Source organism: Bradyrhizobium sp. BR 1433 (genome assembly GCF_051547665.1).
GTDB lineage: Bacteria > Pseudomonadota > Alphaproteobacteria > Rhizobiales > Xanthobacteraceae > Bradyrhizobium > Bradyrhizobium australafricanum.
This window is the reverse complement of record NZ_JBPUGG010000001.1, coordinates 8,037,427-8,060,765: the sequence shown is the minus strand read 5'-3', so window position 1 is coordinate 8,060,765 and position 23,339 is coordinate 8,037,427. Positions and strand designations below refer to the sequence as shown.

The window sequence follows — 23,339 nt, the reverse complement described above, 5'->3', positions numbered from 1 at the left end:
CTCACGCCGTCGAGGCGCGCGCGACGCCCTGCTCTGCCGCGCCGGCCGTCAGATTGATCGGCATCCCGGCGGCCGCGCTTTCCTGCACGGCAAGCGTTGCGCGCGTGGTCGCCAGCAGCCCGTCGAGCGCGATCGGCATCGCGGCTCCCGATGCGACCGCGGCGATGAAGGCATCCAGCATCGGCCGCTGGCCCTTGTCGAGCCGCGCTGTCTTCGCCGTGCGCTGTCCGGCGTGCCAGACCTCGAAGCCCGAGAAATTGTCGAAGGCGGCAAAACCCGTGCTTGCCGATATCTCGAGCGCTTCCTTCGGCACCCGCGGATCGCCGCCGGTGAGATAGCTGAGACTCGCGACCGAACCGTCGGCAAAATCGAAGGTGGCGACGAGATTGTCGACGTCCTTGGCCGCCGTGCTCGCGGAGACACGCACCGGCTCGGCGCCGAGCCACCAGCACAACACGTCGATGAAATGGCCGCCCTCGCCGACGAAGCGGCTGCCTTCGCTCTCGGCCTGCAGATACCAGGACGATTTCTCCAGCGGCCCGGCGATGACGCGATATTGCAGGGTCTGCGGTCCTGCCGGCGCGAACGCCGCGCGCATGCCCTGCAGCAGCGGCGAAAAGCGGCGGTTGAAGCCGACCATCAGCCGGCTGTTGCCGGTTTCCCGGATCACCTGCTCCAATCGATCGAGCGAGCTTGTATCGATCGCCAAGGGCTTCTCGACAAACACCGCCTTGCCGGCGCGCAGCGCCTGCGTCGCGAGGTCGGCATGGGAGGCATGGCGCGTTGCGATCAGCACGGCATCGATGTCGTCGGCGCCGAGCACCGAGGCCGCATCCGTCGAGGCACGCGCGAAGCCGAACTTGCGGACCGCCGTGGCGCCGCTCAGGCCGGTATTGGTGGCGACCTCGACAAGGTCGACGCGCTGGTTGCTCGCAAGCTGCGGCAACAGCATGCTGGAGGCATAATTGCCGGCGCCGATGACGCCGAGCCGCACCCGGCCGCTACGCAGGGCAACCGCCGGATTATAGATCATCTGCATCGCGCGGGGAGCGGCGTCCGGATAGGCGAACACCATGCCGAGGCCGACCTCACCGCGGCTCATGCGCTCGAAGGCCGACGTCGCCTGCTCCAGCGGCACCGTTTCGGAAATCAGCGAGGAAAAATCGAGCCGCCCGTCGGCGAGCAGCGCAACGATCGCTTCCATATTGCGCTTCTCGGTCCAGCGCACATGACCGATCGGATAGTCGATGCCGCCCTCCTCATAGAGCGGATCGTAGCGGCCGGGGCCGTAGGAGCGCGAGAAGCGCACGTCGAGCTCCTTGTCGTAGAACTCGTTCCACGGCAGGTTCAGCGTGCATTTGCCGATATCGACAATGCGGCCGCGGTCGCGCAGCAGCGCCGCCGAACGCGATGCGAGATCGGGATCGTCGCTGCCCGCGGTGATGAACACGCAATCGACGCCGTTGCCTGCGGTCAGCTGGTCGATCCGGGCGCGGAATTCGGCCGCGGCATCATCCGATGCGACGGCACAGACCGCGGCGCCCGCAGCCTCCGCCTGGCGACAGCGCGCCTCCAGCCGGTCGAGCCCGACGACCACGACACCGGCGCTGCGCAGCAGCCGCACCATGATCTGGCCGATCAGCCCAAGCCCGATCACGCAGGCGGTCTCGCCGAAACGGATCTCCGACTGGCGCATCGCCTGCAGCGCAATCGAGGCGATCGTGGTGAATGCGGCCTGGTCCAGCGCAGCGCTGTCCGGCAGCGGCACGCAGAGGTTCACCGGCACCCAATTATATTCGGCGTGGGTTGCATATTGATTGCCGCCGCAGCAGATGCGCTGTCCGACCGAGAAGCCGCCGACGCCCTCGCCCACCTCCACGACGGTGCCCGACAGCGAGTAGCCGAGCGGCGTGTAGGAATCGAGGCGGTTCATCACCTTCTGATAGGTCGCAGCCAACCCCTGCTGACGGACCGAACGCACCACCTTGGCAACCTGGTCAGGTCGCGCGCGCGCCTTGCCGAGCAGCGACAGGCGGCCTTCGGTGAACTTCATCATCTCGGTGCCGGTCGACACCGCCGAGAACGCCGTGCGCACCAAAACCCCGCCGGGGCGGCAGCGCGGCGCCGGCACATCGATCAGCTTGAGCTCGCCGCTCTTATAGTTCTGCGCGATCTGCTTCACGGTCGGTCAATCGCCTCAAGTTAACAGCGCTCCTTGTATCGCGCCTGCCGCCCGCAATGAAGCCAGGATCATCGTCATAATTATCTCATTGCCGGAGACTTAACATTGTTATCATTCCAGCAACAGGACCGGTTTTGGCGAGATCTCGACCTCGCCGTTGGCGACAGGCCCTTCGCCGCCGTCGAGGCCCTGGTAAAGGCTGAAACGCGGGTCGACCCGGTAAACGGACCGGCCTTTGGTGGTCCAGAGGATCAAGCCGTTACGGCCATCCGGCATGCGAAGCTCGACGCGCCAGGTCGTCGGCGACGTCCTGCCTGCGGCCACGACACTTGCACCGACCAGCCAGGACTGGATCGTGCGGTAGGCAATTCCGCTCGGCAGCAGCCCGCGCGCCGGGTCCCATAATTTTCCAAAGTCGCTGCCGCCTCCGGCAAACTCGTACCAATAGAACCGGTCGACGCCACTGATCCATTTCAGGATGTAGGCGCGCGCCAGACACCCGTCCGGATTGTCCTCATAGGACGACCAGCCGGCCTCGGTGTCCCAGATTGGCCTCGCGGACAGGTCGTGTGCGGCGAGGATTTTCTTGAAGCGCGCAATGATTTCAATCACCGCTTCGGGTTCGCTCGTGTAGCCGTGGAAGGCGAACACGTCGGCATATTGTCCGCCGCCTTGCGCCATGAAGGCCTGTTGCCAGCGATATCCGTCCGGTGTGCCGTTGGACGGCGGTGTCAGCACGGTCAAGGTGGGATCGCTGGCTTTAATGATCTCGTAGGCCCGCTTCTGCAGCTGGACCATGGTTGCGATATCGCCCGAGTAATATTTGGGATCCTCGGGCTCGTTCCAGATTTCCCAGTATTTGATGCGGCCGGCGGCGCGCGCCACGGCCGCGCGCACCCAGTCGTCCCATGACGTGAGATCGGCCGGCGGCGAGCTTGCACCGGGCGTGAACGCCGGCGGCGCATCCTTCACCGACGCGGCCCAGCGCGGCGTATAGGCGAGATTGACAACGATCTCGACGTGCTCGCGCTCCGCCGCCGCCAGGATGGCATCGAAGCGCGCCCAATTGTAGATGCCGGGCGCCGGATTGATCTGTGCCCAGTAGATCGCGCCCCATAGCCGAACGCCGTCGAATTTGAGCTCGGGCCAGGGCTGCGACTTTGGCTGCGACTGCCCGATTGCGTTGATCGTCATGCCGAACAGCGTCGGCGGGATCACCGCATTCACTCGGCTCGCACTCAGCGCATCGCTTGACGTCGAACCATTCCACTGCAGCGGCCATTTGTGGGCCAGCGGCAGCAGCGCGCTCAAAACCAGCGCAATCAATGCCCTTTGGCCCCAATCCCTCACTCTGCCTGCCATGTCCCTGTCTCGTCGCCGTCACATCGGTGCCGGGATTGCATAGTGGAAGCCGCGCATGTTAATGCCGATGTTAGTCGGATTGTGATGTTGTTAGGTCAATGGTATAGATCATCTCAGATGTCGAGAGCTCAACCATCACCGCGGCGGATCCTGTTCATCGTCGAGAACCTTCCGGTTCCTTTCGATCGCAGGGTGTGGTGCGAAGCAACGTCGCTGCGCAAGGCGGGCTATGAAGTTTCTGTGATCTGCCCGAAGGGCCGCGGCCATGACAAATCCTACGAATGCCTCGAAGGCATTCACATTTATCGCCATCCGATGCCGGTGGAAGCGCGCGGGATCGCCGCCTACCTGATCGAATATCCGGTCGCGCTGTTCTGGGAAACGCTGCTCGCGATCAAGGTGGCGTGGAAGCACGGCTTCGACGTGATCCAGGGCTGCAATCCGCCCGACCTGATCTTCCTGATCGGCCTGTTGTTCAAACTCGGCGGCAAGCGCTTCGTGTTCGATCATCACGACGTCAATCCCGAGCTCTACGAGGCGAAATTCGGCCGCAGGGACTTCTTCTGGCAGCTGCTGCGGCTGGTCGAATATCTCACCTTCAAGACGGCGAGCATCTCGATCGCGACTAACGAATCCTATCGCGAGATCGCGATCACGCGCGGCGGTATGCCGGCCAGCCGGGTTTTCGTGGTGCGATCCGGCCCCAATCTCGACCGGGTGCGCTCGCGGCCGGCCGATCCGGCCTGGCGCCGTGGCCGGCGCTACAGCGTCGGCTATGTCGGCGTGATCGGCCAGTCGGAAGGCATCGATCTCTTGCTGCAGTCGATCGGCCACATCGTGCACGATCTCGGCCGCACCGACATCCAGTTCAACATCGCCGGCACCGGGCCGGAGTGGAATGCGGTGGTCAAGCTCTGCGAGGAGATGCAGCTCTCCGACTACGTGAACTTCACCGGCGCCATCGCGGATGAGGCGCTGTTCACGATGCTCTCGACCGCTGACGTCTGCGTCAATCCGGACCGCGTCACGCCGATGAACGACATCTCCACCATGAACAAGATCATGGAATACATGGCGCTCGGACGGCCGATCGTTCAGTTCGACGTTCGCGAAGGCCGCCGCTCGGCGCTCGACGCCTCGCTCTATGCCGCGAAGAACGACCCGAAGGATTTTGCCAGCAAGATCATCGCGTTGATCGACGATCCGGCATTGCGACAGACGATGGGGGCATTTGGCCGCAACCGCGTCGAGCGGGCGCTGTCGTGGACCCATGAGGAGCCGAAGCTGCTCGCGGCCTATGAGGCGTTGTTCGCCGGGAAGGTCCCCGCACAAAGCCGTGCACCGCGCGCGCATGCACCCGCCGAGCGGCCGACCTCGCAACCTTCCAGCGCGAACGCAGCTGCCGGGCGGGCATCGTCTTGAACGCGCAGCCGCCTCACTCATGTCAAACGCGACGCGGCTGCGGCCACGCGCACGTCCTGGATTGTTGAAGGTCGAAGCATGAATGTCAGCATTTTCGGCCTCGGCTATGTCGGAACGGTGTGCGCCGCCTGCTTCACCGAACTCGGCCACCAGATCATCGGCGTCGACAAAAGCGTTGCGAAGGTCGACCTGATCCGCGGAGGCAGATCGCCGGTCGTCGAGCCGGGCATCTCGGACAAGGTGGCGCGCGCGGTGGCAACCGGTCAGCTGACCGCGACCACCGACGCCACCGAAGCGATCGTCAACAGCGACATATCGATGGTCTGCGTCGGCACGCCCTCGTCCGGCAACGGCAACCTCGACCTGACCGCGATCCGACAGGTCGCGATCGAGATCGGCCGCGGACTGCGCGCCAAGAACGCGCCGCATACCGTGACGATCCGCTCCACCGTGCTGCCTGGCACCACTCGCGGTACCGTCGGGCCGCTGATCGAGGAAGCCTCCGGCAACAGGATCGGACGCGATTTCGACCTTGCCTTCAATCCCGAGTTCCTGCGCGAGGGCAGCGCCATTGCGGATTTCAACGCGCCGTCCAAGACCGTGGTCGGCGCCTTCAGCCAGGAAACCGCCGACCGCGTCATGGCGCTCTACAAGGATCTGCCCGGCGCCAAGATCACGCCAGCGGTCGAGACCGCGGAACTGGTGAAATATGTCGACAACAGTTGGCATGCGCTCAAGGTCAGCTTTGCCAACGAGATCGGCACGATTGCGAAGACGCTTGGCATCGACGGGCGCGACGTCATGAACATCTTCATGCAGGACACAAGGCTCAACATCTCGCCGGCCTATTTGCGGCCGGGCTTCGCCTTCGGCGGCTCCTGCCTGCCCAAGGACGTCAAGGCGCTGAAACACCTTGCACACAGCCGCGGACTGTCGACGCCGGTGCTCGAGAGCATCCTGCCGAGCAATGACATGATCATGTCGCGCGGCGCCGACTGGATCCTGTCGCATGAGGGCCGCCGCATCGCGTTCCTCGGCATCAGCTTCAAGGCCGGCACCGACGATGTCCGCGACAGTCCTTTCGTGAGGCTGGTGAAGAGCCTGCGCGGCGAGCGGCGCGACATCCGGATCTACGACCCCAATGTGCAGCTCTCGCAATTGATCGGCGCCAACCGGGATTTCCTGATGCGCAATCCGGAACTGGTCGGCCTGCTGAACGACGACGTGACGGCAACCATCGAATGGGCCGACATTATCGTGCTGACGACGGCCGATCCACGCTTCGTTGCGGCGCTGACGGCGACGCGTCCCGACCAGGTCGTGCTCGAACTGTCGGAGATCGGATTGCCCGAGCAGGTGCGCGCCAAGGTGAGTGGCTTCCACTGGTAGGGAATATCATGGCCACCATGGGCCAGACCCGCGAGCGACCCGAAATCCGCTTTCACGACGAAATTTCGTCGGGGTGGGAGACGCTGCATCAGAGCCGCACCTTCAGGGCGCGGACGGCCGCGATGTTCGGTCTGCTCGGGAACGCGGACCTCAACGGACAGCGCTGGCTCGACGCCGGTTGCGGCACCGGAACGCTGTCCCGCCTGCTCGCCGCGCGCGGCTGCGACGTCACCGGCGTCGACGCCTCATCGGAGATGATTGCGGCGGCTTGCGGCCGCCACGCTGACGGCACGCTCGCCGAACGGCTCACATTCCGGCAGATCCCGACCATCGCGAGCCTGCCGTTTCCCGATCGATCCTTCGACGGCACGCTGTGCGCGAGCGTGCTGGAATATGTTCCCGACGTGGCGCAGTGCCTCGCCGAGATGCATCGCGTGCTCAGGCCCGGCGGGCTGTTGCTGCTCTCGATCCCCAACCGCGGATCGCTGCTGCGCCGGAGCTACAAGCTCGCGCATGCGGCCTCTTCACGCGTATCGGCGCGGCCGCTGTTTCGCTATCTCGCGTTCTCCAAATTCGACACCTCGCCGGCGGCCATGCAGGATCTGCTCCGACAACACGGCTTCACGATGCTGGGGAACAGCTTTGCCGGCTCCCCGCTGCCGCCGGCGCTCGATCGCCAGCCCGCAGTGGGCACGCTGATCAATATCCTGGCCCGGCGCGACGATTGACCTGGCAGGCGGATGGCTGCCTCACGCCTTGATCGCCATCAGCGATTTGGTCATGCCGAGATAGCGTTCGCGATAGATCTTCGCGTCCGGAAACGTCTCGGTCATCTCGCGCCAGTCGAACAGATGCCAGTCGGGCGCAGTGCGCTTGAACCAGAAGCGATTGAATCGCTCGATCAGCGCGATCTGCAGCCGCCTCGGCAGCAGGACGATGATGCCCGGCAGCCAGGTATGGCTTTCGATCGGAAAGTACCGGTACGGCGTCTGCACGTAGAAGGACTTTGCGACCCGCGAGATCTCGCCCGCAAAACGGTTCTGATGTTCGCGCGCGATGCTCTGAAACGCCGCTCCGTCCTCGATCGTCACGACATCCCGCTTCGGCCCGGTGACATGCTCGATCACCGACGAGCAGAAGCAGAAGTCGAACGCCTGATCGTCGAACGGCAGGCGCTCGGTCTCCCGCAGCAGGACCGTCTTGAATCCGAAGCGCTCGCGCGCGGCCTTGAGATCGTCGGCCGATATGTCGCAGACCGTGATGTCGGTATGGCGCGGCAGGATCGCGCGAATGTGCCGGCCGGTCCCGCCGCCAAGATCGAGGATTTTCGCATCGAGCGGTAGGTTCACGGTGCGGACGAGAAATTCGCCGCGCCGCTGGCGCGCTGCATTGGAAAATCGGGCTTGAATCGCACCCAGCAAGGTCAGTCTCCTGCTACCGGTCGGTTCGGTCTAGCACGGCATGCGCGATCTCTCACGCTACAATGCTTCGATTTTCCTGCCACGCTCACTTGATGGCCTCGAAGAAGATCGACTCGTCCGGCCGGTTGTCGAGCCGGTCGATGTCGGGACAGACGCCCTCGCGATAGGCACGGTTGTGGGTTTCCGAACAGCCGGCGTCGCGGAACAGCGCGGCGAGCGAGGCGCGGGTAAAGCCCCAGTGATGCGCGAAGGCGGCCTCCTTGCGGCGATCGATCTCGAATACGCCCTTGAGGAAAGCCAGCGGCGCCGCCGGATCGTAGAGCGCGACGATCCGCTCCATGTCGGGGACGACGATGCGACATACCCCGCCAGGCGCCAGCACCCGCGCGATCTCGCGCGCCAGCCGCTCGACCTCGTCGGGAAACAGGTGCTCGAAGACGTGCGCGCTGAACACCGCCGAGAGGCTGCGATCCGCGAACGGCAGCGGCTTGGTCAGGTTCATGTGGAGCAGTCCGGCAAACTTGCCTTGGCGATGCTCGGCATAGCGGGCATCGCTCAGCATGCCGGCGAGATGTAGCGCTTTCGCCGCGAACGGCACCCGCGCGATCCACAGGTGCATCGTGATGTCGGTATTGATCCAGCCGTCGATGCCGCAATTGAAGGCGCCGATATGCAGCTTTTCGAGCGAGCCGCCGCGCGCGTCGTCGGTCATGTCCGCTCCCGCGCCGAATTGGTCAGCACAACCGTGATCACCGACGCCGCGCTGGAGGCCACCATCGCCGCAACCGCGCCCATCACCTGCCAGGCCTCGGCTGCGAACGGCAGGACGCAGCACAGCGCGACGAGGCCGGCAATCCGGCTCAGCATGAACCGCTGCGGCTTGCCGGTCGCAAACAGCGGCAGAGCGAGGCCGAGCCACACCGCGTCGAGCGCCATCGCAGCGCCCATCAAGGCGAGGCTGCCGGTACCGATCTCATAGCTCTGTCCGTGGATGACAAGCGCCAGAATGCGCTGGCCGAGCAGCACGACCGCCGCCCCATAGGCCGCGGCGACCGACCCGAGCAACAGGGCATTTTCGCGCGCGGCAGCGGCGACCGCGCTGCGCCGGCCGGCGCGCAGTTCGGCCGCGATTTCCGGCAGGCGAACCGAGAACATCGTCGCGCAAAATTGGCTGAGCGGTGCGAACACCAACAGCAGGATTCGCAGCGACGCGCTCGCGTCCAGCCCGATCAGGAAGCCGCACACCGGGATCAGCCCGATGCTGCCGATCCAGTAGGTGAGCGAGGTCGCGACGAACCAGCGCCCGTTCCGAAACAGCCGCCGCAGCGAGCCGCGGAAGATTTTCGGCTTGCGGCCAGGCCAGCTCGCGGGTGTGGGCCAGCAGCAGGCTGCCGGCGAGCGCGGCCGAAATTGCGATACACGCCATCGCCGCGGCGGCGCCGGCGAGCTTGAGCGCGATCATCAGCCCGGCCGAGACGACCAGCGCCACGCAATAGGTCAGCGAGGACGCCAGCGCGCGCGGCAGTCGCCCGTCGAGATAGCAGATCCGGCGGAACATGCTCTGCAGCCGAACCGCCGGGATCGCGAGCCCGGTTGCGATCACGAGCCCGCCGGCCTCCCCGCCGACGGCTGCGATCACAAGGCCCGCACTCACCAGCAGCAGGCCGAGCGCACCCGAGACGAGCAGCGACGATAGATAGAGGCCGAGCCGCAGCTGCGGCCATAGCGATTTCGGAATCCGGTGCGCAGCCGCCGGCAGCCCGTCGTCGAACAGACCGCGCAGAAACACCGCCTCGATCAGGATCGACAGCGACCAGGCGACGCTGAACCTGCCGAACGAATTGATGTCGAGCACATTGGCGAGCACGATCGTCAGCACGAAGGCGGAGCCGCTCAGCAGCGCCTGATCGATCAGGCCGAGCGCGACATTGCCCCCGGCCCGCCGCAGCCGGCGGAGTAATCCGCTCACGGCACCGGCGACCCGGGCCTGAGCCGCCACCCGGTCCAGCCTGTCGATCAACGCACTCACGCCTCACTCACCCGCAATCTGTTGAATGTCCGCCGCGGCGCCATTTGCAGCCTGGCCTCCGGGCCGAAATAGCACCAGAACACCAGCACGCAGCCGAAATAATTGTGCAGCAGCTGGCTGGAGTCATTGGCCGACGCGATCACGACGAACAGCAGCATCGCGAATGGTGCCAGCCAGTACATCCCTGTCCGCTCGAACGCAAAGACGATCGTGTTCCACAACGCGCGCGCCAGCAGCAGCATATAGAGCGCACCGCCGAGCAGGCCGAACTGGAGAAAGGCGTCAAGATAGGAGTTCTCGAACGAGCCGAACTCGGTATTCCACGGCGCCATGCTCGTCAGCTCGTTCACCGGCGAGTTCGGCAGTTCGTTGAAGAATCCCGAAAACCCGTAGCCGAGCCAGGGGTGCTGCCAGAAGAAGTGCGGCCAGACCGACCAGAGGAACGAGCGGCCGGTCAGGTTTCCGCTGCGGCCCACCAGCCCGTACAACTCGTCGCTCGGCAGGGCGAACACGACAAGCGCAACAAGAGCGAGGCCAAGCCAATAGATCGAGGCAGCCCCCCTGTGCCCGAGCACCACGAGCACGAGCCCGAAGGTCACGGCAAGCGCCGTCAACATGCTGATCAGCGGACCTGCGGCGCCGGCCGCGGCGAGCGCAAAAAGATGACATCCCATCAGCAGCAGCGTCCAGCCGAACTGGCGGCGCGGTCCTGCCAGCATGCGCACGAAGCAGATCAGCACCATGAGACCGAAGAATGCGCCCGCGAGGTTCTTGTGACCGAACACGCCGGCATAGGCCTGGGTTCCGAGCACCGTCGGCCGATGCAGCGGGTCGTAATCCCATTGCGAGCCGATCACCGGAAACAGCAGGACGTGAACGATCAGCACCACGATCCCGATCCGGAACAGCGCATCGACGAGACGATCAACCGGGCAGCTGATCACGACCCACGCCGAGAACATCGTGGTCAACAGATACATCGCGAACTTGATCGACGAGCCGGCGGGGTCGGCGCTCAGCGCCAGTGATACCAGGGCGAAGACGATGAACGTCAGATAGAGATGCGACTGCAGCATCAGCAGGCCGAAGCGCTTCCGATCGATTGCAATGTGCAGCACCAGGAGGATGTAGAGCAGCAGCCAGGCGCCGCGGAACAGCGTGGATTCCCCGGCCCTTTCCGCGAACGAGATGCCCTCGATGAAATTGAACAGGAAATAGATGCAGCCGAGCACCATCACCAGATAGGCGTGCAGAAAGACATCGGTTCGCAGCCACCATCTGCCGATCATTGCACGGCCTCCTGCCGGGCCGGAGCCCTCAAGAGATGATCGACCGCGGCCGCAAAACGCGCCGCGGCGTCGGCAAGCGCATCGCGTCGCACGCTCTGCCGGGCCTGCCGCGACATCGCCTCCCAGTGCGCGGGATGTTCGAGCAAGCCGCGCGCCGCGTCGACCCAAACCTGTTCATCGAGCGCGCAAACATAGCCGTTGTCCTGGTCACGGACCAACTCACCGCCTGCCCCGACATGGGGCGACACCAGGCACGGAACCCCGCACTGCAGGGCCTCGTTGCACACCAGGCCCACGGTTCCAGCAGTGAAGGCAGCAGCAGCAGCCGCGACTGCAGAAAAACGTCCGATATCGCCTGCCACGGCAGGTAGCGGTCGTGGCTGACATCGATGCCGGCACCGCCGAGCCGCGCCAGCATGCGCCGTTCGGCGGCGCCGGACCCGACCACACGCACCTTCAGCCCGGGCACGATCCGGCCAAGCGCGATCGCGACGTTCTCGAAGAAGATCGCATTCTTGGCGTCGTCATTGAGGCGGGCGCACCACAGCAGATGAAATGGACGGTCGTCGAATGCCGGCACAACCGCCGGCGGATCCCATGCCGGCACCAACGGCACCACGAACAGGTCGTCGGCGCGAACACCCTCGCCGCGGAAATACGCCCTACCCTTGTCGCTGCAACACACCACTGCGTCGCACTGGCGCAGCAGCCAGGGCCGCGCCAGACGGTGATAGGCGGTGTTGGGCATCGTCTCGCGCCAGCCGTCGATCGTCAGCGCGAGCGCCTTGCCGTTGGCGCGCGCCCATGCCGCGCCGGCCAGCATCGAGGGATAAAGACCGTTCACGAACAGCAGGTCGGGCGCGAGCGCATTCAAGGCGCGCCCGACCCCGATATTGACATGGGTGTGACGCGACCGCGACAGCGGGATCGATACACCCGGCACCGTGCGCGTGATGTAACGCGGCGTGAACGAGCCGGCCCAGGAGCGATCGGCCTCCTGTGGCGTGCAGGACAGCACGGCGAGATCCAGCCCGCGGCTGGCCAGCTCGTTGTAGAGACGGTTGGTGTAAGGTGTGATCATGTTGTTGAAGACGACCACGCGCGGCGCCATGGCTTACCAGTCCCGCGGCAGCGCCTGCGCCTCGTCACGCCGGCAGAGCGCCCCGCAATGATAGGTCGCAAGCCGGGTCGCGAACGCCGGGCCGACCGACAACAGCGACTTCCGCACAATGCTTTTGGCGAGCCCCCTCACCCGCGACGAATGGAACGCGTGAACCGGCAGGCTGTGGTCATAGGTGCCGAAGCCGGTGACGTGGAGCCCCGCGGTCTCCAGCACCAGGCGGAACGTGTCGGGCGTGTAAAAATTGATATGGCCGATGTCGAGCGTCGATTGCAACGCCCGGCGGTTGGTCCGCGCATGCAGCTCGCACGGCACCTCGACATAGACGAAGGTCCGCGCGACCCGGGCGAGCTCGTGCAGAAGTGCGCGCGGTTCGGGCACGTGCTCCAGGACGTGGCTGGCATAGACGAGGTCGAACGATCCATCGGCGAACGGGATCGTCGCGCCGTCATAGCTGGACCAGCGAAATGGGGCTGAAGCGGCGCCGTCGATCTCCAGATTGGTCGCGGGATCGATCACGTCGATGCCGGTGAAGTCGCGGCCGACGCCGATCGCCGACAGCCGCGCCAGCACGGCGCCGGTGCCGCAGCCGACCTCGAGCACATTGCCGACCTTCGCGGCGGCTGCGCCGAGCAAGCCGGCGATATGATCCGCCTTGTCGACCGCGCAGACGCGGCGCCAGTCGCGCTCCTCCGCCGAATAGACGCCCTCATAATGCGCGTTGTGCTGTCCGATGCAAAATTCCATCGTCATGGCCTAGCGCTCGCCTCCGGCGGCATTCGGGCAGGCTCGTCGAGGCGGTCGTTCGATTTGTGCTCCCAATTGCGCCGCTCCGCCGGCGAGCGGCGGTCGAGATCGTATCCAATGTCAGCCATGGTGCGGGTCAGGATATCGACGTTCCGTTGCGGAACAGCTGCAAGGCCGGCGAGCAACGTGTCACGGTGCGCCCAGCCCGGTCCCTTCAGGAGATCGATTGCCTCGGTGTACAGTTCGGTCTTCACGAGACGCGCGAACTCGGCAACCACGTCGGACGAAAGGTCAGGCGGCAGCGCGTTCGAACATTGCGAGCGCCATCGCGCTGCGCTTGACCACGATCCAGCCCTCATTGGGTCCGAGCCGGTACGACATCCGCAGCAGGTCGAAATTGGCGTCGCTCAAGCCCTGCCGTATATTGCGAAGCCAGAACAGCACGAGCCAGAGATAGGGATCGGCCGGCGCGCAGCCGAGCGATTTGCGGACCGCTTCGTCAAGCTCGCCCATCCGGGCGTCGACCTGCGCGCCGGATGCAAGCGCGTTCTCGGCGAGGCGCAGCCGGATCACCGCCGCGCTGCGATCGATGGCCGGCATGCAATCCTTCTCCGCCACGGCGCGCGACAGCAGCGGACCAAGGTCGTCGAGCTCGACGTCGCTGACCGGTACGTTGCGAAGGATCAGGTCCTTTGCGCCGTCGAGCCGGGTCTGGTCGACAAAGGCCGGCAAGGTGGTCGTGCCCCAGGCGACGGACGAGCACGCGACCGCGGCCAGCAAGCCGCGCGCAAGCCAGCCGGCTGCGCGCCCGGGCATCCCGCCGTGCATCTCACTCGGTGTAGCCATATCGCCCATAGTGCGAGTTGTAATAGTAGTTCTTGCCGCCATAGCCGCTGTAGCGGCTCATCGCGGCGATATCGGCCTTGTTGAGCACGACGCCGAGCAGGTTCTCGTTGACCGCTCGCGCACTGCGCAGCGCACGCTCGACCACCTGCACCTGGGTCTTGCCCCATTCCACGATGAAGACGAAGGAATTCGACGAAGTGGGCGGTGATGCGGACATCGACCACCGGCGTGAGCGGCGGGAAATCGACGATCACGTAGTCATAATGGCTGCGGGCCCCGTCGATGAAATCCCTCATCTGGTCGGAGGCCAGCACGTCGTGCGAATGGGCGATGCGCGATCGCGTGGCGCCAGGCAGGAAGGCGAGGCCGGTCTCGGGATCGCGCCATAGCGTGTCCTGCAATGTCGCATTGTTCGACAGCACGTCGAGGATGCCGCGCTCGGCAGTCGCGGCGACCTTGCGGCTGAGCGAGGGATTGCGCAGATCGCAATCGATCAGGAGCACGCGGGCCCCGCTCTGGGCAACCAATTGCGCAAATACGAAGGCCAACGTCGACTTGCCCTCGTTGGGCAGCGCCGAGGTCAGCCCGAGGATCTTCGACGGCTTGGTGACGTTGAGGTCGGCATTGACCTTGATCGAGCGGATCGCTTCCGAGAACCGCGAGAATGGCGAATTGATCGCCGCCCACAGCACCGGCTCGTCGCCGCGCCGGATCGTGCGCGGGCCGATCGGCAGATTGGGACGACCGGCGACCGGCGCCTTGATCTGGCCCGGCGAGACGCGGGGAACGATGGCGACGCAGTCGGCCTCGAGGATCGTCTCGACCATTTCAGCGGTGCGGAACACCCGGTCATAGAGGTCGCGCAACACGCCGAGCCCGAGCCCGGCGATCAGGCCGCCGAGGGCCGAGAGCGCGAGCACGACCAAGGTCTGCGGATGGCTCTTGCTGAGCGGACGCGAGGCGCGGGTGATCACCCGCGCCTCGCTGACCGGGAACGACTGCTGCTGCACGTTTTCCATGTAGCGCTGCAGGAAATTGTCGTAGAGCGAGCGATAGGTCTGCGCCGAGCTCTCGAGCTCGCGCAGCGTGACCTGCGCCTGGTTGGTCGACTGCGACTGCGACACCGAGTCGTTCACGGCGCGCTCGATCTCGTTCTGGCGCTGCTGGGCGATCGCATAGTCGCTCTTGTAGCTTTCGGCGAGCCGCTTCAGTTCATCGATGATCGACGACTGGATCTCGCGCATCTGGTTGCGCAGGTTGACGGCGGCCAGGTGATTGTAGCCGTAGCGCGACGACCAGTCGGCCTCGCGGTTGGCAAGCTCGAGATATTGCGAGCGCAGCTTGGTGATGACCTGGTTGTTCAGGGTATCGGCCACCGTCGCATCGGGGACGCCTCCCTTCACCACCGCCTCGATGCGGTCGAGCTTGGCCTTGGCGTCGGTGACCTGCGACTTCACCTGGAGCAGCTGGGTGTTGAGCTCGCCGAGCTGCTGCTCGTTGAGCAGCTTGCCGCTGGAGGTGACGATGTTGTTGGTCTTCTTGTAGTCGAGCACCGCGCGCTCGGCGTTGGATGCCTGCGTGCGCAGCTCCTGGATGCGGTCCTGCAGCCAGACACTGGCGCGGCGCGTCGCCTGATATTTGGAATTGAGCTGATCGACGATATAGGCGTCGGCGACGGCGTTCGCGATCTGCGCCGCGCGCTCGGGATCGAGCGAGCGGAAGCTGACCTCGATCACATAGGTCATGCCGCGGCGGCGGACGTCGAGCTGCTTCTGGAACGTGCGGACCGCGCGCCGGGTCCGGTCGAATTCGGTGGGCGGCGCCCCGCCGGCGAGCAGGCCGGACACGAAATCGAGCACGGCTCCTACCGCGCCGGCCCTGGAGCCGACGAATTCCGGATCCTCGTCGAGCTTGAGGTCTCGGATCACCGCGAGCGCCACATTCTCCGACTTCAGGATTTCGACCTGGCTCTCGACCGCGGCGGAATCGACCGGGGCCTCGCTCACCGGCGATTGCTGCTGGAAGGCCTGGAATTTGCGCGTGTCGATGATCATCGTGGCAAGCGCCGTATAGCTCGGCGCCGCCGTCGCCAGATAGCAGATGCCGCCGAACAGGCAGAGCGCGGCGGTCCCGAGGATGACCCAGTATTGCCGGAGCAGATAGGTGACGAAGGCGTCAAAGGTTTCCGCCAGCGACGGCAATTCAGCCGGACGATTTCTCAGATCGACAGACGGCGAAATCTGGTTGCGCTGAGCATCTCGTCCTATCGCCGCGCCGGCAGGATGGATCCTGCCCTCGCGCCCTCCAATGATCCTGGGAAGCGTCCCGCCGCCGACACCGAAGCGCGTTGCTGCAGAAAGTTCTCCATTGGCGATCGGACGTCCGCTCAGGGGGTAACTGTTGAAATGAGTGTGGTGCCGGTGCCCGTGGCGGTACCGGTCGTCGTGCTGCCCGAACTGCTGACCGACGAGGTGAAGCTGAAGATGCCGGTGTTCACGCTGTTGCCGTCGATGGCCTCGAGCGTTCCGCCGCCGGCGCCGCTGGCGCCCAGCGCGCTGGTCTGGCCGCCGGATGCACCGGCGCTGCCCGCGCCGCCGGCGCCGGTCGCCGCGGTGCCGCTGTCACCCGACGCAGCGGCAAACGCCATCACGGTGTCGAGATCCTTGGTGTCGGCAATCGCCTGCTGGATGCGCGTCGCGTAGGGCTGGTTGCTGCGCACCACGATGCGCGCGGCCTGGGCGAGACCGGCGGCGATCGCCGTCTTCTGGTCCTTGCTTGCCTTGGCGAGCAGCGCGATCAGCGGATCGAGCGATGTCGGATCGTTGAGGGCGAAATCGCGCGCCCGCGAGGTCAACTCCACACCCGCGTTCGGATATTGGGTCAGCAGTTGCTCCGGGCTGGCCTTGAAATTGGTGACCGCCTGGGACAGCTGGATTAGCCCGCCAGGTGTCTCCGCCATCGCCGCGCCACCGGGTGTCGCGAGCGCCAGCATCACCAACATCGCCAAGCGCGGGGCGGAAAGCCGCCGGATCGCTCAAATGTGAACACAGCTATCTCCCTAACGAATACTAACAGTTCGTTAGCATAGCCAGAGTTATCGCGCCAATTAAATAGCCTCGCCGGCCGCGGCCGGGCGTTGGCGCGCGAAATCAGCGTTAACCGGCCGCCCGACCGTAACACGGGCGTCGCGGCCACCGCCGGCGCCGGAGCGAAAGGATTGCGACAGGCCTGCCCCGAGCAAGGCCGCGATAACAACGGCATAGCCGGTGATCTGGAGCGAGAAATCGATCATCGAATGGAGCGCGCCGGCGGCCGACGCGCAGAGCGCCGCGAGCGGCACGATCACGTCGCGGCGGCGGGTCCGCACGCCATGCGCGAGCACGCCGAACGCTGCGAGCAGCGCGATCATGGCGGCGCCGGCCATTAACATTCCGCCGTCGGACGCCAGTTCGAGCCAGCTGTTGTGCGCCCGGTTCCAGGTCCCGCGCAGCGAGATGTCGTCGGTGCGATAGGCCGGATAGACCCATTCGAAGGTCCCGAAACCATCGCCGAGCCACGGGTGATCCCAGATCATCCGCAACGTTGCGCGATAGGTGGAGAACCGTCCCTCATCCGACAGGCCCATCGTGCTGAAGCGCGCGCCAACGCTACCGCCGAGAAGCTGCAGCAGTGCCAGCGCGACCAGGCTGCCGACGCCGAGCGCCACGATCATGCCGTAGCGGCGCGGCACGCGGTTACGAAAGAAGATCGCGGCGGCTGCGACCGCAGCGAGCAGCGAGATCCCGACGCCGCCGCGCGAGCCGGTCAGAAACATCGCCAGCAGGCAAGTAAGCCAGCCGAACGCATGGCCGGCGAGCCGGCGCCGCGCCGGCATATCGAGGCGCGCAAGCAGCCCTGACAGGCCGGCACGGCGCGGCGGCCAATGCCGCTCGATCAGCTCGCAGCCGAACAACAGCCAGATCAGCGCACAGCAGCCGTAATAGATGCCGGCCGTGTTGCGATTGACAAAGGGAGATGTCAGCCACGCCAGGTGCGCCTGCTTCTCGTGCACCAGGTAGATCCGGGTGGGATCGACCGTGAAAGTGATGATGCCGCAGATCGCATAGACCAGGCCCGCCGCGGCCACCGCCCGCAACAACCCGCGCGCCAGTCTGCGGTTGGCACCGAGCACCACGCCGATGGCGAAGCTGAGCAGGCAAACGATTCCGACGCCGATCGAATAGAACGGCTGACCGCGCGCGATCGATACGGCCGGCGGCAGCTCGGCAGGCAGCAATCTGCCGGCCTGCGCCCACAACGCGTTCGGCGCCACACCCGACCAGGGGTGGAGCGCCGACTGCTCGTGCAGCACCAGCATGGCAAGCGCCGTCAACAACGCCGTCACGGCGAGGATCATGAGCTGACTGCCGCGCAGGCGCATCGGCAACACCCCGAGCAGTGCAATCCCGAGCAGGATCGACCAGATCGCGGGCGCAACCGTACCGACCGAGCCGAGCGGCAGCGGCGCCAAAGCGACGACGGCGCAGAACAGCCACGATGACCAGCGCACCGGCCACGGCAACGCCGTCGCCTCGCTTGAGCCGGAAGCTAATCGCAAACGTGTCATGAAGCCGGCCGTGCCGGCTCACGCCCCAATATCAGGGCGCAAGCTTGATCGAATTACGAAGTAAGGTTGCGTTGTAGGCGGCCACGATCGGATCGTTCGCCGTTGCCGTCACGAGGCGGATCTGCTGCATCACCTTGGCGTCCTCGACGGATGCCGCGTTCGACGCATAGAGCACGTCCTTGTTGCGCAACTGGAAGCGCGTGGCCAGGAAATAGCCGGCCGGATCGCGGAAATTGATGTTGTAGACGACCGGGATGATCGGCCCTGAATATTTGCTGACGTCGACGCCAAGCTTGGCGGCCACCTCCGGCAGTTCGCCGCGATAGACGAACACCGAGGCCGGATCGGCCGAGGAGTCGTTCAGGCCGCCCGCCTTGGCAACGGCTTCGGCGAGCGAGATGCGCCAGGCCTCGAAATTGAACTGGCCCTGCGCGCCCGACGCGCCGAAGGCGACGAAGGTCTGCGGCTCGCGGTAGACATAAATGGTGTCGCCGGGATGGGCGTAGATATTGCTCTTGGGCTCGTAGACCAGCTGGCCGAACGGCACCGTAGTACGTTTGCCGTCGCGCTCGAGCATGACCCATGTGTCAAAGCCCTGCCCTTTCGGGCCGCCGGCGCGCGTGATGGCGTCGAGCACATGCTCACCCGCGGCATTGGCGGGGAAGCGGTTCGGCGAATCGACCTCGCCGAGCACGGAGATCAGCGAGGTGCGCTGCTCGATCAGGGCGACCACGGCCTGCGGCTCGATCGCGCGGTTCTTCAGCGCATCGACGATCGAGCGCTGCACTTCGGTCGGTGTGCGGTTCTTGGCGCGGATCGCGCCGGCATAAGGCACCGAGATGTTGCCGTCGGTATCGACGTTCTGGTTCGGCAGCGTGATGTAGTTGCCGGGACGCACGCCGGCCTCGACCGGAATGAACAGACCGCCGGCCGCGGCCTCGAAGATCGTGACGCTGACGACGTCGCCGATGCCGAAGCGGATGTCCTTCGGCGGCGGGCCCTGAATGCCGCCGGCGAGTTGCGGCGCGAATGACGCCAGCACGTTCTCGATCTGCGGTGTGATCTTGACCATCGCATAGGGCAGGCTTTCAGGATCGCGCTGCCCGGCCACGACATCGGAGCTCGTCGGACCGTTGGTCGGCATGTAATGGCAACCGCTGACCCAACAGGCGGCCGCAAGCAATAACATTACCCGAATGAAATTCGCACGCGACATTCAAATACTCCGGCCGTGCCGTAACACGCCGACTATCACAATCACAAGTTTCCGCGATATATTGCGATGCAATTGATAAATAATGTTAGCGAGGTGAGGCAATTCGGCGACACCGGCGCACCGCCGTGAGACAAAGCCCCGCGCGCCGTCACTCCGGCTTTGCTTTCGTCCGATCTCCCCGTTATCTGTGAATGAGATGGTTTGAGTTAACCGATTGAGGGTTCGATGGCCCGCAGGAAGCTACCCGCGATCGCGTTGGGAATGGTCGTCCTGCTGCTGGGCGGTTCTGTTGGCAGCGCAGTTTTTGCCGCAGAACTAAGCGTTTCCCCGACCCCGCGCGCTGTGCAACGGGTCAGCGGCAACTGTCAGCGGCTGCAATATTGTCGTGGCGACGTCTGCCAGTGGAAACGGGTTTGCTGGCACGGCTGTCCCGATCGCTACTCCTGCGCGCCGCTCTACGGCGCCTATGGACCGTATGGCGGCCGCGATTATTGGGCTGCCTATAGTTACGGCGATCTCCGCCCGTTCTGAATGTTAATCGACTAACAAAGCCACAGGCCATTCGGGCGTCGGCCGGCACCGCGCCGGCGGCTCTGCGACGTGCGGGTTAACCCCGGCTTAGGCCCGGCCCGATATCTTGGGGGCGCAGGGTTTGGTTATGTTATTTGTTTTCCTTGGCAATTTGATCGGCGGCGCCGTTCTCGGCCGGCGCCAGCACTGTCTGGTGCTGGCGCCGGTGGCGCTCGCGGAATTCGCGGTGCTGGCCGCCATCGGAGTCGCGCGCCTGTCGTGGTCGGGAACCGCGCTGCTCATGATCGCGCGATCGTAGCGCTGCAAGTCGGATATCTGGCAGGCGCCTTCGCGCCGCTGTTCTGGTCTCGCACCTCGGCGCCACGTCTCGCCCTGCGCCGTTCGCATTAGCAGCCCATAACACTGCCCCCTTTGGCGCGCCCGATTTCCGTTGACCTCGCGGCAAGCCCGGGGCATCCCGCTGCCTTGCGTCTCATCCTCTGCAGGACCTCCCCCTCTCGTGTGGAACGTCACGGCCTTTATCTGCATCTTGATCGGGGCGTCGATTCCGCTCGGTCTCATCGACGCATCGCTCGCGACGGGTCTCGTCGGCGCGGCGACGTCGCTCGGACTAATCGCAAGCCTGCTGGCGATCCGTCCAGGTGAGCTGTCGTTCCTGAAGTCGGTCGCCGGTCCCGCTGTTGCGGCGGCGCTTCTGCCGATGCTCTGGATTATCCTGCAGATGCTTCCCCTCGCAGCCCTGGCGCATCCGGTGTGGAAGTTCGCCGGCGAAACACTGGGAGCACAGCTCAGCGGCAGCATCACGATCGACACCGGCGCAAGCCTTGGCGCGCTGCTGATCTGGCTGTCACTCATGTCAGTCATGATCACCGCCGCCGCGATCGCGATCGACGCCCGCCGCGCCGATATGGTGGCCCGCACCATTGCAGCAACGGCGGCCGTCGCGGCCCTGATCCTGCTGCTATCAAGCGATCCGGTCAAAGTCTGGCCTGGCGCTGCGCGCGATGAGACGGCAAACGGATTCCTGGTCGTCGTTCTCGTTGGCGTTCCGCTCAACCTTGCGCGCGCGCTCGACGTCGGTGGACACGCCGATGGCCGCACCGCAGCCCAATTGACACGGCTGCGCTGGATGCTCGCCGCCGGCGCGCTGTTCTGCGCCGTCAGCGCCTGCTGGGTTGGGCGGCGCGGCGCCGCGATCGCGATCGCGATCGCCGCGGGCATCGCCCTGGTCCTGATGACCTTCGCCGCGCGGAAACTTCATCTGCACCGCTGGAGCAGCGCTGCCGCCGCGGCAGCGATCGCGCTGATCGCCCTGGCGACGGCGATCGGCAATCGTCATCCCGACGTGCCGCTTGCGGTCGCCTTTGTTCATGCACCGTCCGAGTTCGTGCAATCGACCCACAATCTGCTCGCCGACCTGCCCGCGCTCGGCAGCGGCGCCGGCACCACGGCAACGCTGGCGTCGACTTATATGGACTGGCAGGGCGCCACCACGCGGCCCGTGGTTGCGACCAGCGCGGCGGCCTCGATCGCCCAGTTCGGCTCCGCCATGTTCTGGACTTTAGTCGCGGCTATCATCGTCGGCATCGCAGCGTTCACGGCCGGTGCGCGCAATCGCGGCCGAGACTGGTCCTACCCTGCATCGGCCGCAGCCGTCCTGCTGACGCTGCTGCTGGCTAGCTTCACCTTGCCGGAATTGCCGGCGCTGCCCGGAGTGATCGTGTTGGGAGCCGTGATCGGAACAGGACTGGCACAGCGGATCAGCCGTTCACGGTTGCAGGCGGGCTAGACGCTAGATGCGCAGCTTCCTCAAGCGTCTTGTCGGCCAGACCGGCGATCTCGAACATGAGGGCGACGAGACCTGCATCTACGCAGTCGGCGATATCCACGGTCACGCCGACCTGCTGCACGAGATCTGCGCCCGCATCGATGCCGACATCGGTCGGTTCCGGCCGGCGCGACCGATCCAGGTGTTCCTCGGCGACTATATCGATCGCGGACCGGATTCGCGCGATGTCATCGCCATGCTCGATCAACGCCGCCGCACCCGCAGCATGGTCTGCCTGCTCGGCAATCACGAGGCCTGCCTGCTGGAATTTCTCGTCAATCCCGACATGCTCGCGCAATGGCGGCAGTTTGGCGGCTTGCAAACGCTGATGTCCTACGGCCTGACGCCCTCGCCCAATCCCGACGCTTCCGAACGCAGGGCGCTCGCCCGGCAATTGATCCGCCAGATGCCGCCGGCCCATCTCGCCTTCCTGCGCTCGCTGCCGCTCTGTTATGTGCACAAACGCTATTTCTTCGTCCATGCCGGCGTCAGGCCCGGCGTCGCGCTCAACCAGCAGCGCAAGGAGGATCTGCTCTGGATCCGCGACGACTTCCTGATCTCGGAAGATGATTTCGGCAAGGTCGTGGTCCACGGCCATACGCCGGTGCATGAGGCCGAGCTGCTGCGCAACCGCATCAATGTCGACACCGGTGCCTATGCGACCGGCCGCCTGACCTGCGTCAAGCTCGAGGGAGCACGGCGAACCTTGCTGATGACCGGCAACCGGGCCGCGCGCCATGGCTAATGCGATGGCTAACACGATGGCTGACGCGATCGGCCGGAATGCGAGGCGCCTCTCGCCGGCCTTCGTGCCGGCGGCCGCTGCGATCGGCGCGGCGACGCTGGCCTTGTCGGCCTGGTGGCTCGCCGCCGATGCATTGCGCGGCAGACCGGCGATCGCCGCAGAGGTCGGCATGGTCCGAGGCGAGCTGTGGCTGCGCGACGGCTGGAGCCAATTGCAGACGTCACCGGAGGCGGCCGAAGCCGCGTTCACGCGCGCGCTTCGCCTCTCGCCGATGGACGCCGGCGCCTGGTTCGGCCTCGCCTCGGCAACCGGACGGTTCGACTGGCTGAACCCGACCGCGTCGAAGGCGCTCAAGATGTCCTACTATACCGGCTTCAACCGCAGCGACTTGATCGCGCCGCGCCTGATCCTTTTGGCGCAGGTCGACACCACGCGCGATGTCGAATTGGTCGACCTGCTGCAGCGGCAGATCCGCCTGATCCTCACCCGGGCGCCGGAGCTGAAGGGCGCGATCGGGCAGGCCTATCGCGTGGCTGGCGATGCCAACCGGCGCATCATCGAGGCGGAATTCAAGGACGCCAACCAGAGCATTCCGCAGTAAGGCGC

Annotated in this window: 23 protein-coding genes and 1 pseudogene; 8 read left to right on the top strand and 16 right to left on the bottom strand. The window is 65.4% G+C overall.

What is annotated here, in order from left to right; genetic code table 11:
- Position 1: 1 nt before the first annotated feature.
- Both ACSKB9_RS38710 and ACSKB9_RS38705 read right to left on the bottom strand, forming a co-directional pair.
- Complete coding sequence (locus tag ACSKB9_RS38710; protein WP_438079600.1) at positions 2–2,182, bottom strand: bi-domain-containing oxidoreductase; 2,181 nt, start codon at positions 2,180–2,182, stop codon at positions 2–4.
- Positions 2,183–2,293: 111 nt separating this feature from the next.
- The gene (locus tag ACSKB9_RS38705) at positions 2,294–3,544 is read right to left on the bottom strand and encodes a glycosyl hydrolase (RefSeq protein WP_438079599.1); all 1,251 of its coding nucleotides are present in this window, start codon (positions 3,542–3,544) and stop codon (positions 2,294–2,296) included.
- A 117-nt stretch (positions 3,545–3,661) separates the two neighbouring features.
- On the opposite strand from ACSKB9_RS38705, the gene ACSKB9_RS38700 reads away from it, so the two are divergent.
- The 3 genes from ACSKB9_RS38700 to ACSKB9_RS38690 all read left to right on the top strand — a co-directional run bounded on the left by ACSKB9_RS38700 (position 3,662) and on the right by ACSKB9_RS38690 (position 7,083).
- Complete coding sequence (locus ACSKB9_RS38700) at positions 3,662–4,966, top strand: glycosyltransferase family 4 protein (protein ID WP_438079598.1); 1,305 nt, start codon at positions 3,662–3,664, stop codon at positions 4,964–4,966.
- 78 nt (positions 4,967–5,044) lie between these two features.
- A complete protein-coding gene (locus ACSKB9_RS38695) occupies positions 5,045–6,355 on the top strand; it encodes a nucleotide sugar dehydrogenase (RefSeq protein ID WP_438079597.1) in 1,311 nt (436 codons plus the stop codon).
- Between the two features lie 8 nt (positions 6,356–6,363).
- Positions 6,364–7,083, top strand: a complete 720-nt coding sequence (locus ACSKB9_RS38690; RefSeq protein WP_438079596.1) for a class I SAM-dependent methyltransferase — start codon at positions 6,364–6,366, stop codon at positions 7,081–7,083.
- A gap of 21 nt (positions 7,084–7,104) precedes the next feature.
- Here ACSKB9_RS38690 and ACSKB9_RS38685 read toward each other — a convergent pair whose 3' ends face one another.
- The 14 genes and pseudogenes from ACSKB9_RS38685 to ACSKB9_RS38620 all read right to left on the bottom strand — a co-directional run bounded on the left by ACSKB9_RS38685 (position 7,105) and on the right by ACSKB9_RS38620 (position 19,557).
- On the bottom strand, positions 7,105–7,776 hold the full coding sequence (locus tag ACSKB9_RS38685; protein ID WP_438079595.1) for a class I SAM-dependent methyltransferase: 672 nt from the start codon (positions 7,774–7,776) through the stop codon (positions 7,105–7,107).
- Between the two features lie 85 nt (positions 7,777–7,861).
- A complete protein-coding gene (locus ACSKB9_RS38680) occupies positions 7,862–8,488 on the bottom strand; it encodes a class I SAM-dependent methyltransferase (RefSeq protein ID WP_438079594.1) in 627 nt (208 codons plus the stop codon).
- Positions 8,485–8,802, bottom strand: a complete 318-nt coding sequence (locus ACSKB9_RS38675; RefSeq protein WP_438079593.1) for a hypothetical protein — start codon at positions 8,800–8,802, stop codon at positions 8,485–8,487. Before ACSKB9_RS38675 ends, ACSKB9_RS38680 begins: the two co-directional genes overlap by 4 nt.
- Positions 8,750–9,805, bottom strand: a complete 1,056-nt coding sequence (locus ACSKB9_RS38670) for a lipopolysaccharide biosynthesis protein (protein ID WP_438079592.1) — start codon at positions 9,803–9,805, stop codon at positions 8,750–8,752. The genes ACSKB9_RS38675 and ACSKB9_RS38670 overlap by 53 nt, the downstream gene beginning before the upstream one ends.
- Entirely contained in the window at positions 9,802–11,094 is a 1,293-nt protein-coding gene (locus ACSKB9_RS38665) for an O-antigen ligase family protein (RefSeq protein WP_438079591.1), read from the bottom strand. The genes ACSKB9_RS38670 and ACSKB9_RS38665 overlap by 4 nt, the downstream gene beginning before the upstream one ends.
- On the bottom strand, positions 11,091–11,381 hold the full coding sequence (locus tag ACSKB9_RS38660) for a glycosyltransferase (RefSeq protein WP_438080578.1): 291 nt from the start codon (positions 11,379–11,381) through the stop codon (positions 11,091–11,093). The genes ACSKB9_RS38665 and ACSKB9_RS38660 overlap by 4 nt, the downstream gene beginning before the upstream one ends.
- A 383-nt stretch (positions 11,382–11,764) precedes the next feature.
- Positions 11,765–12,175, bottom strand: a pseudogene (locus ACSKB9_RS38655) (glycosyltransferase family 4 protein); the annotation flags it as partial.
- Positions 12,176–12,208: 33 nt separating this feature from the next.
- A complete protein-coding gene (locus ACSKB9_RS38650) occupies positions 12,209–12,967 on the bottom strand; it encodes a class I SAM-dependent methyltransferase (protein WP_438079590.1) in 759 nt (252 codons plus the stop codon).
- Positions 12,964–13,215 (bottom strand): hypothetical protein, encoded by a 252-nt coding sequence (locus ACSKB9_RS38645; RefSeq protein ID WP_438079589.1) that lies wholly within the window; start codon positions 13,213–13,215, stop codon positions 12,964–12,966. The genes ACSKB9_RS38650 and ACSKB9_RS38645 overlap by 4 nt, the downstream gene beginning before the upstream one ends.
- Before the next feature lie 37 nt (positions 13,216–13,252).
- Positions 13,253–13,693: a hypothetical protein gene (locus ACSKB9_RS38640; RefSeq protein ID WP_438079588.1), complete on the bottom strand. Its 441-nt coding sequence runs from the start codon at positions 13,691–13,693 to the stop codon at positions 13,253–13,255.
- Complete coding sequence (locus tag ACSKB9_RS38635) at positions 13,645–16,008, bottom strand: AAA family ATPase (RefSeq protein ID WP_438079587.1); 2,364 nt, start codon at positions 16,006–16,008, stop codon at positions 13,645–13,647. Before ACSKB9_RS38635 ends, ACSKB9_RS38640 begins: the two co-directional genes overlap by 49 nt.
- A gap of 185 nt (positions 16,009–16,193) precedes the next feature.
- Entirely contained in the window at positions 16,194–16,799 is a 606-nt protein-coding gene (locus tag ACSKB9_RS38630) for a hypothetical protein (protein WP_438080576.1), read from the bottom strand.
- A 114-nt stretch (positions 16,800–16,913) separates the two neighbouring features.
- On the bottom strand, positions 16,914–18,413 hold the full coding sequence (locus ACSKB9_RS38625) for an O-antigen ligase family protein (RefSeq protein WP_438079586.1): 1,500 nt from the start codon (positions 18,411–18,413) through the stop codon (positions 16,914–16,916).
- A gap of 31 nt (positions 18,414–18,444) precedes the next feature.
- A complete protein-coding gene (locus ACSKB9_RS38620; RefSeq protein WP_438079585.1) occupies positions 18,445–19,557 on the bottom strand; it encodes a polysaccharide biosynthesis/export family protein in 1,113 nt (370 codons plus the stop codon).
- Between the two features lie 297 nt (positions 19,558–19,854).
- Between ACSKB9_RS38620 and ACSKB9_RS38615 the strand changes: the two genes are divergently transcribed.
- The 5 genes from ACSKB9_RS38615 to ACSKB9_RS38595 all read left to right on the top strand — a co-directional run bounded on the left by ACSKB9_RS38615 (position 19,855) and on the right by ACSKB9_RS38595 (position 23,334).
- The gene (locus ACSKB9_RS38615) at positions 19,855–20,160 is read left to right on the top strand and encodes a hypothetical protein (RefSeq protein ID WP_438079584.1); all 306 of its coding nucleotides are present in this window, start codon (positions 19,855–19,857) and stop codon (positions 20,158–20,160) included.
- A gap of 127 nt (positions 20,161–20,287) precedes the next feature.
- Entirely contained in the window at positions 20,288–20,458 is a 171-nt protein-coding gene (locus ACSKB9_RS38610; RefSeq protein WP_438079583.1) for a hypothetical protein, read from the top strand.
- 201 nt (positions 20,459–20,659) lie between these two features.
- Positions 20,660–21,949 carry a hypothetical protein gene (locus ACSKB9_RS38605; protein ID WP_438079582.1) on the top strand — a complete coding sequence of 430 codons (1,290 nt, stop codon included), beginning with the start codon at positions 20,660–20,662 and terminating at the stop codon, positions 21,947–21,949.
- A 7-nt stretch (positions 21,950–21,956) separates the two neighbouring features.
- A complete protein-coding gene (locus ACSKB9_RS38600) occupies positions 21,957–22,733 on the top strand; it encodes a metallophosphoesterase family protein (RefSeq protein ID WP_438079581.1) in 777 nt (258 codons plus the stop codon).
- A gap of 16 nt (positions 22,734–22,749) precedes the next feature.
- Positions 22,750–23,334, top strand: a complete 585-nt coding sequence (locus tag ACSKB9_RS38595; protein WP_253587372.1) for a hypothetical protein — start codon at positions 22,750–22,752, stop codon at positions 23,332–23,334.
- The last annotated feature ends 5 nt before the right edge of the window (positions 23,335–23,339 follow it).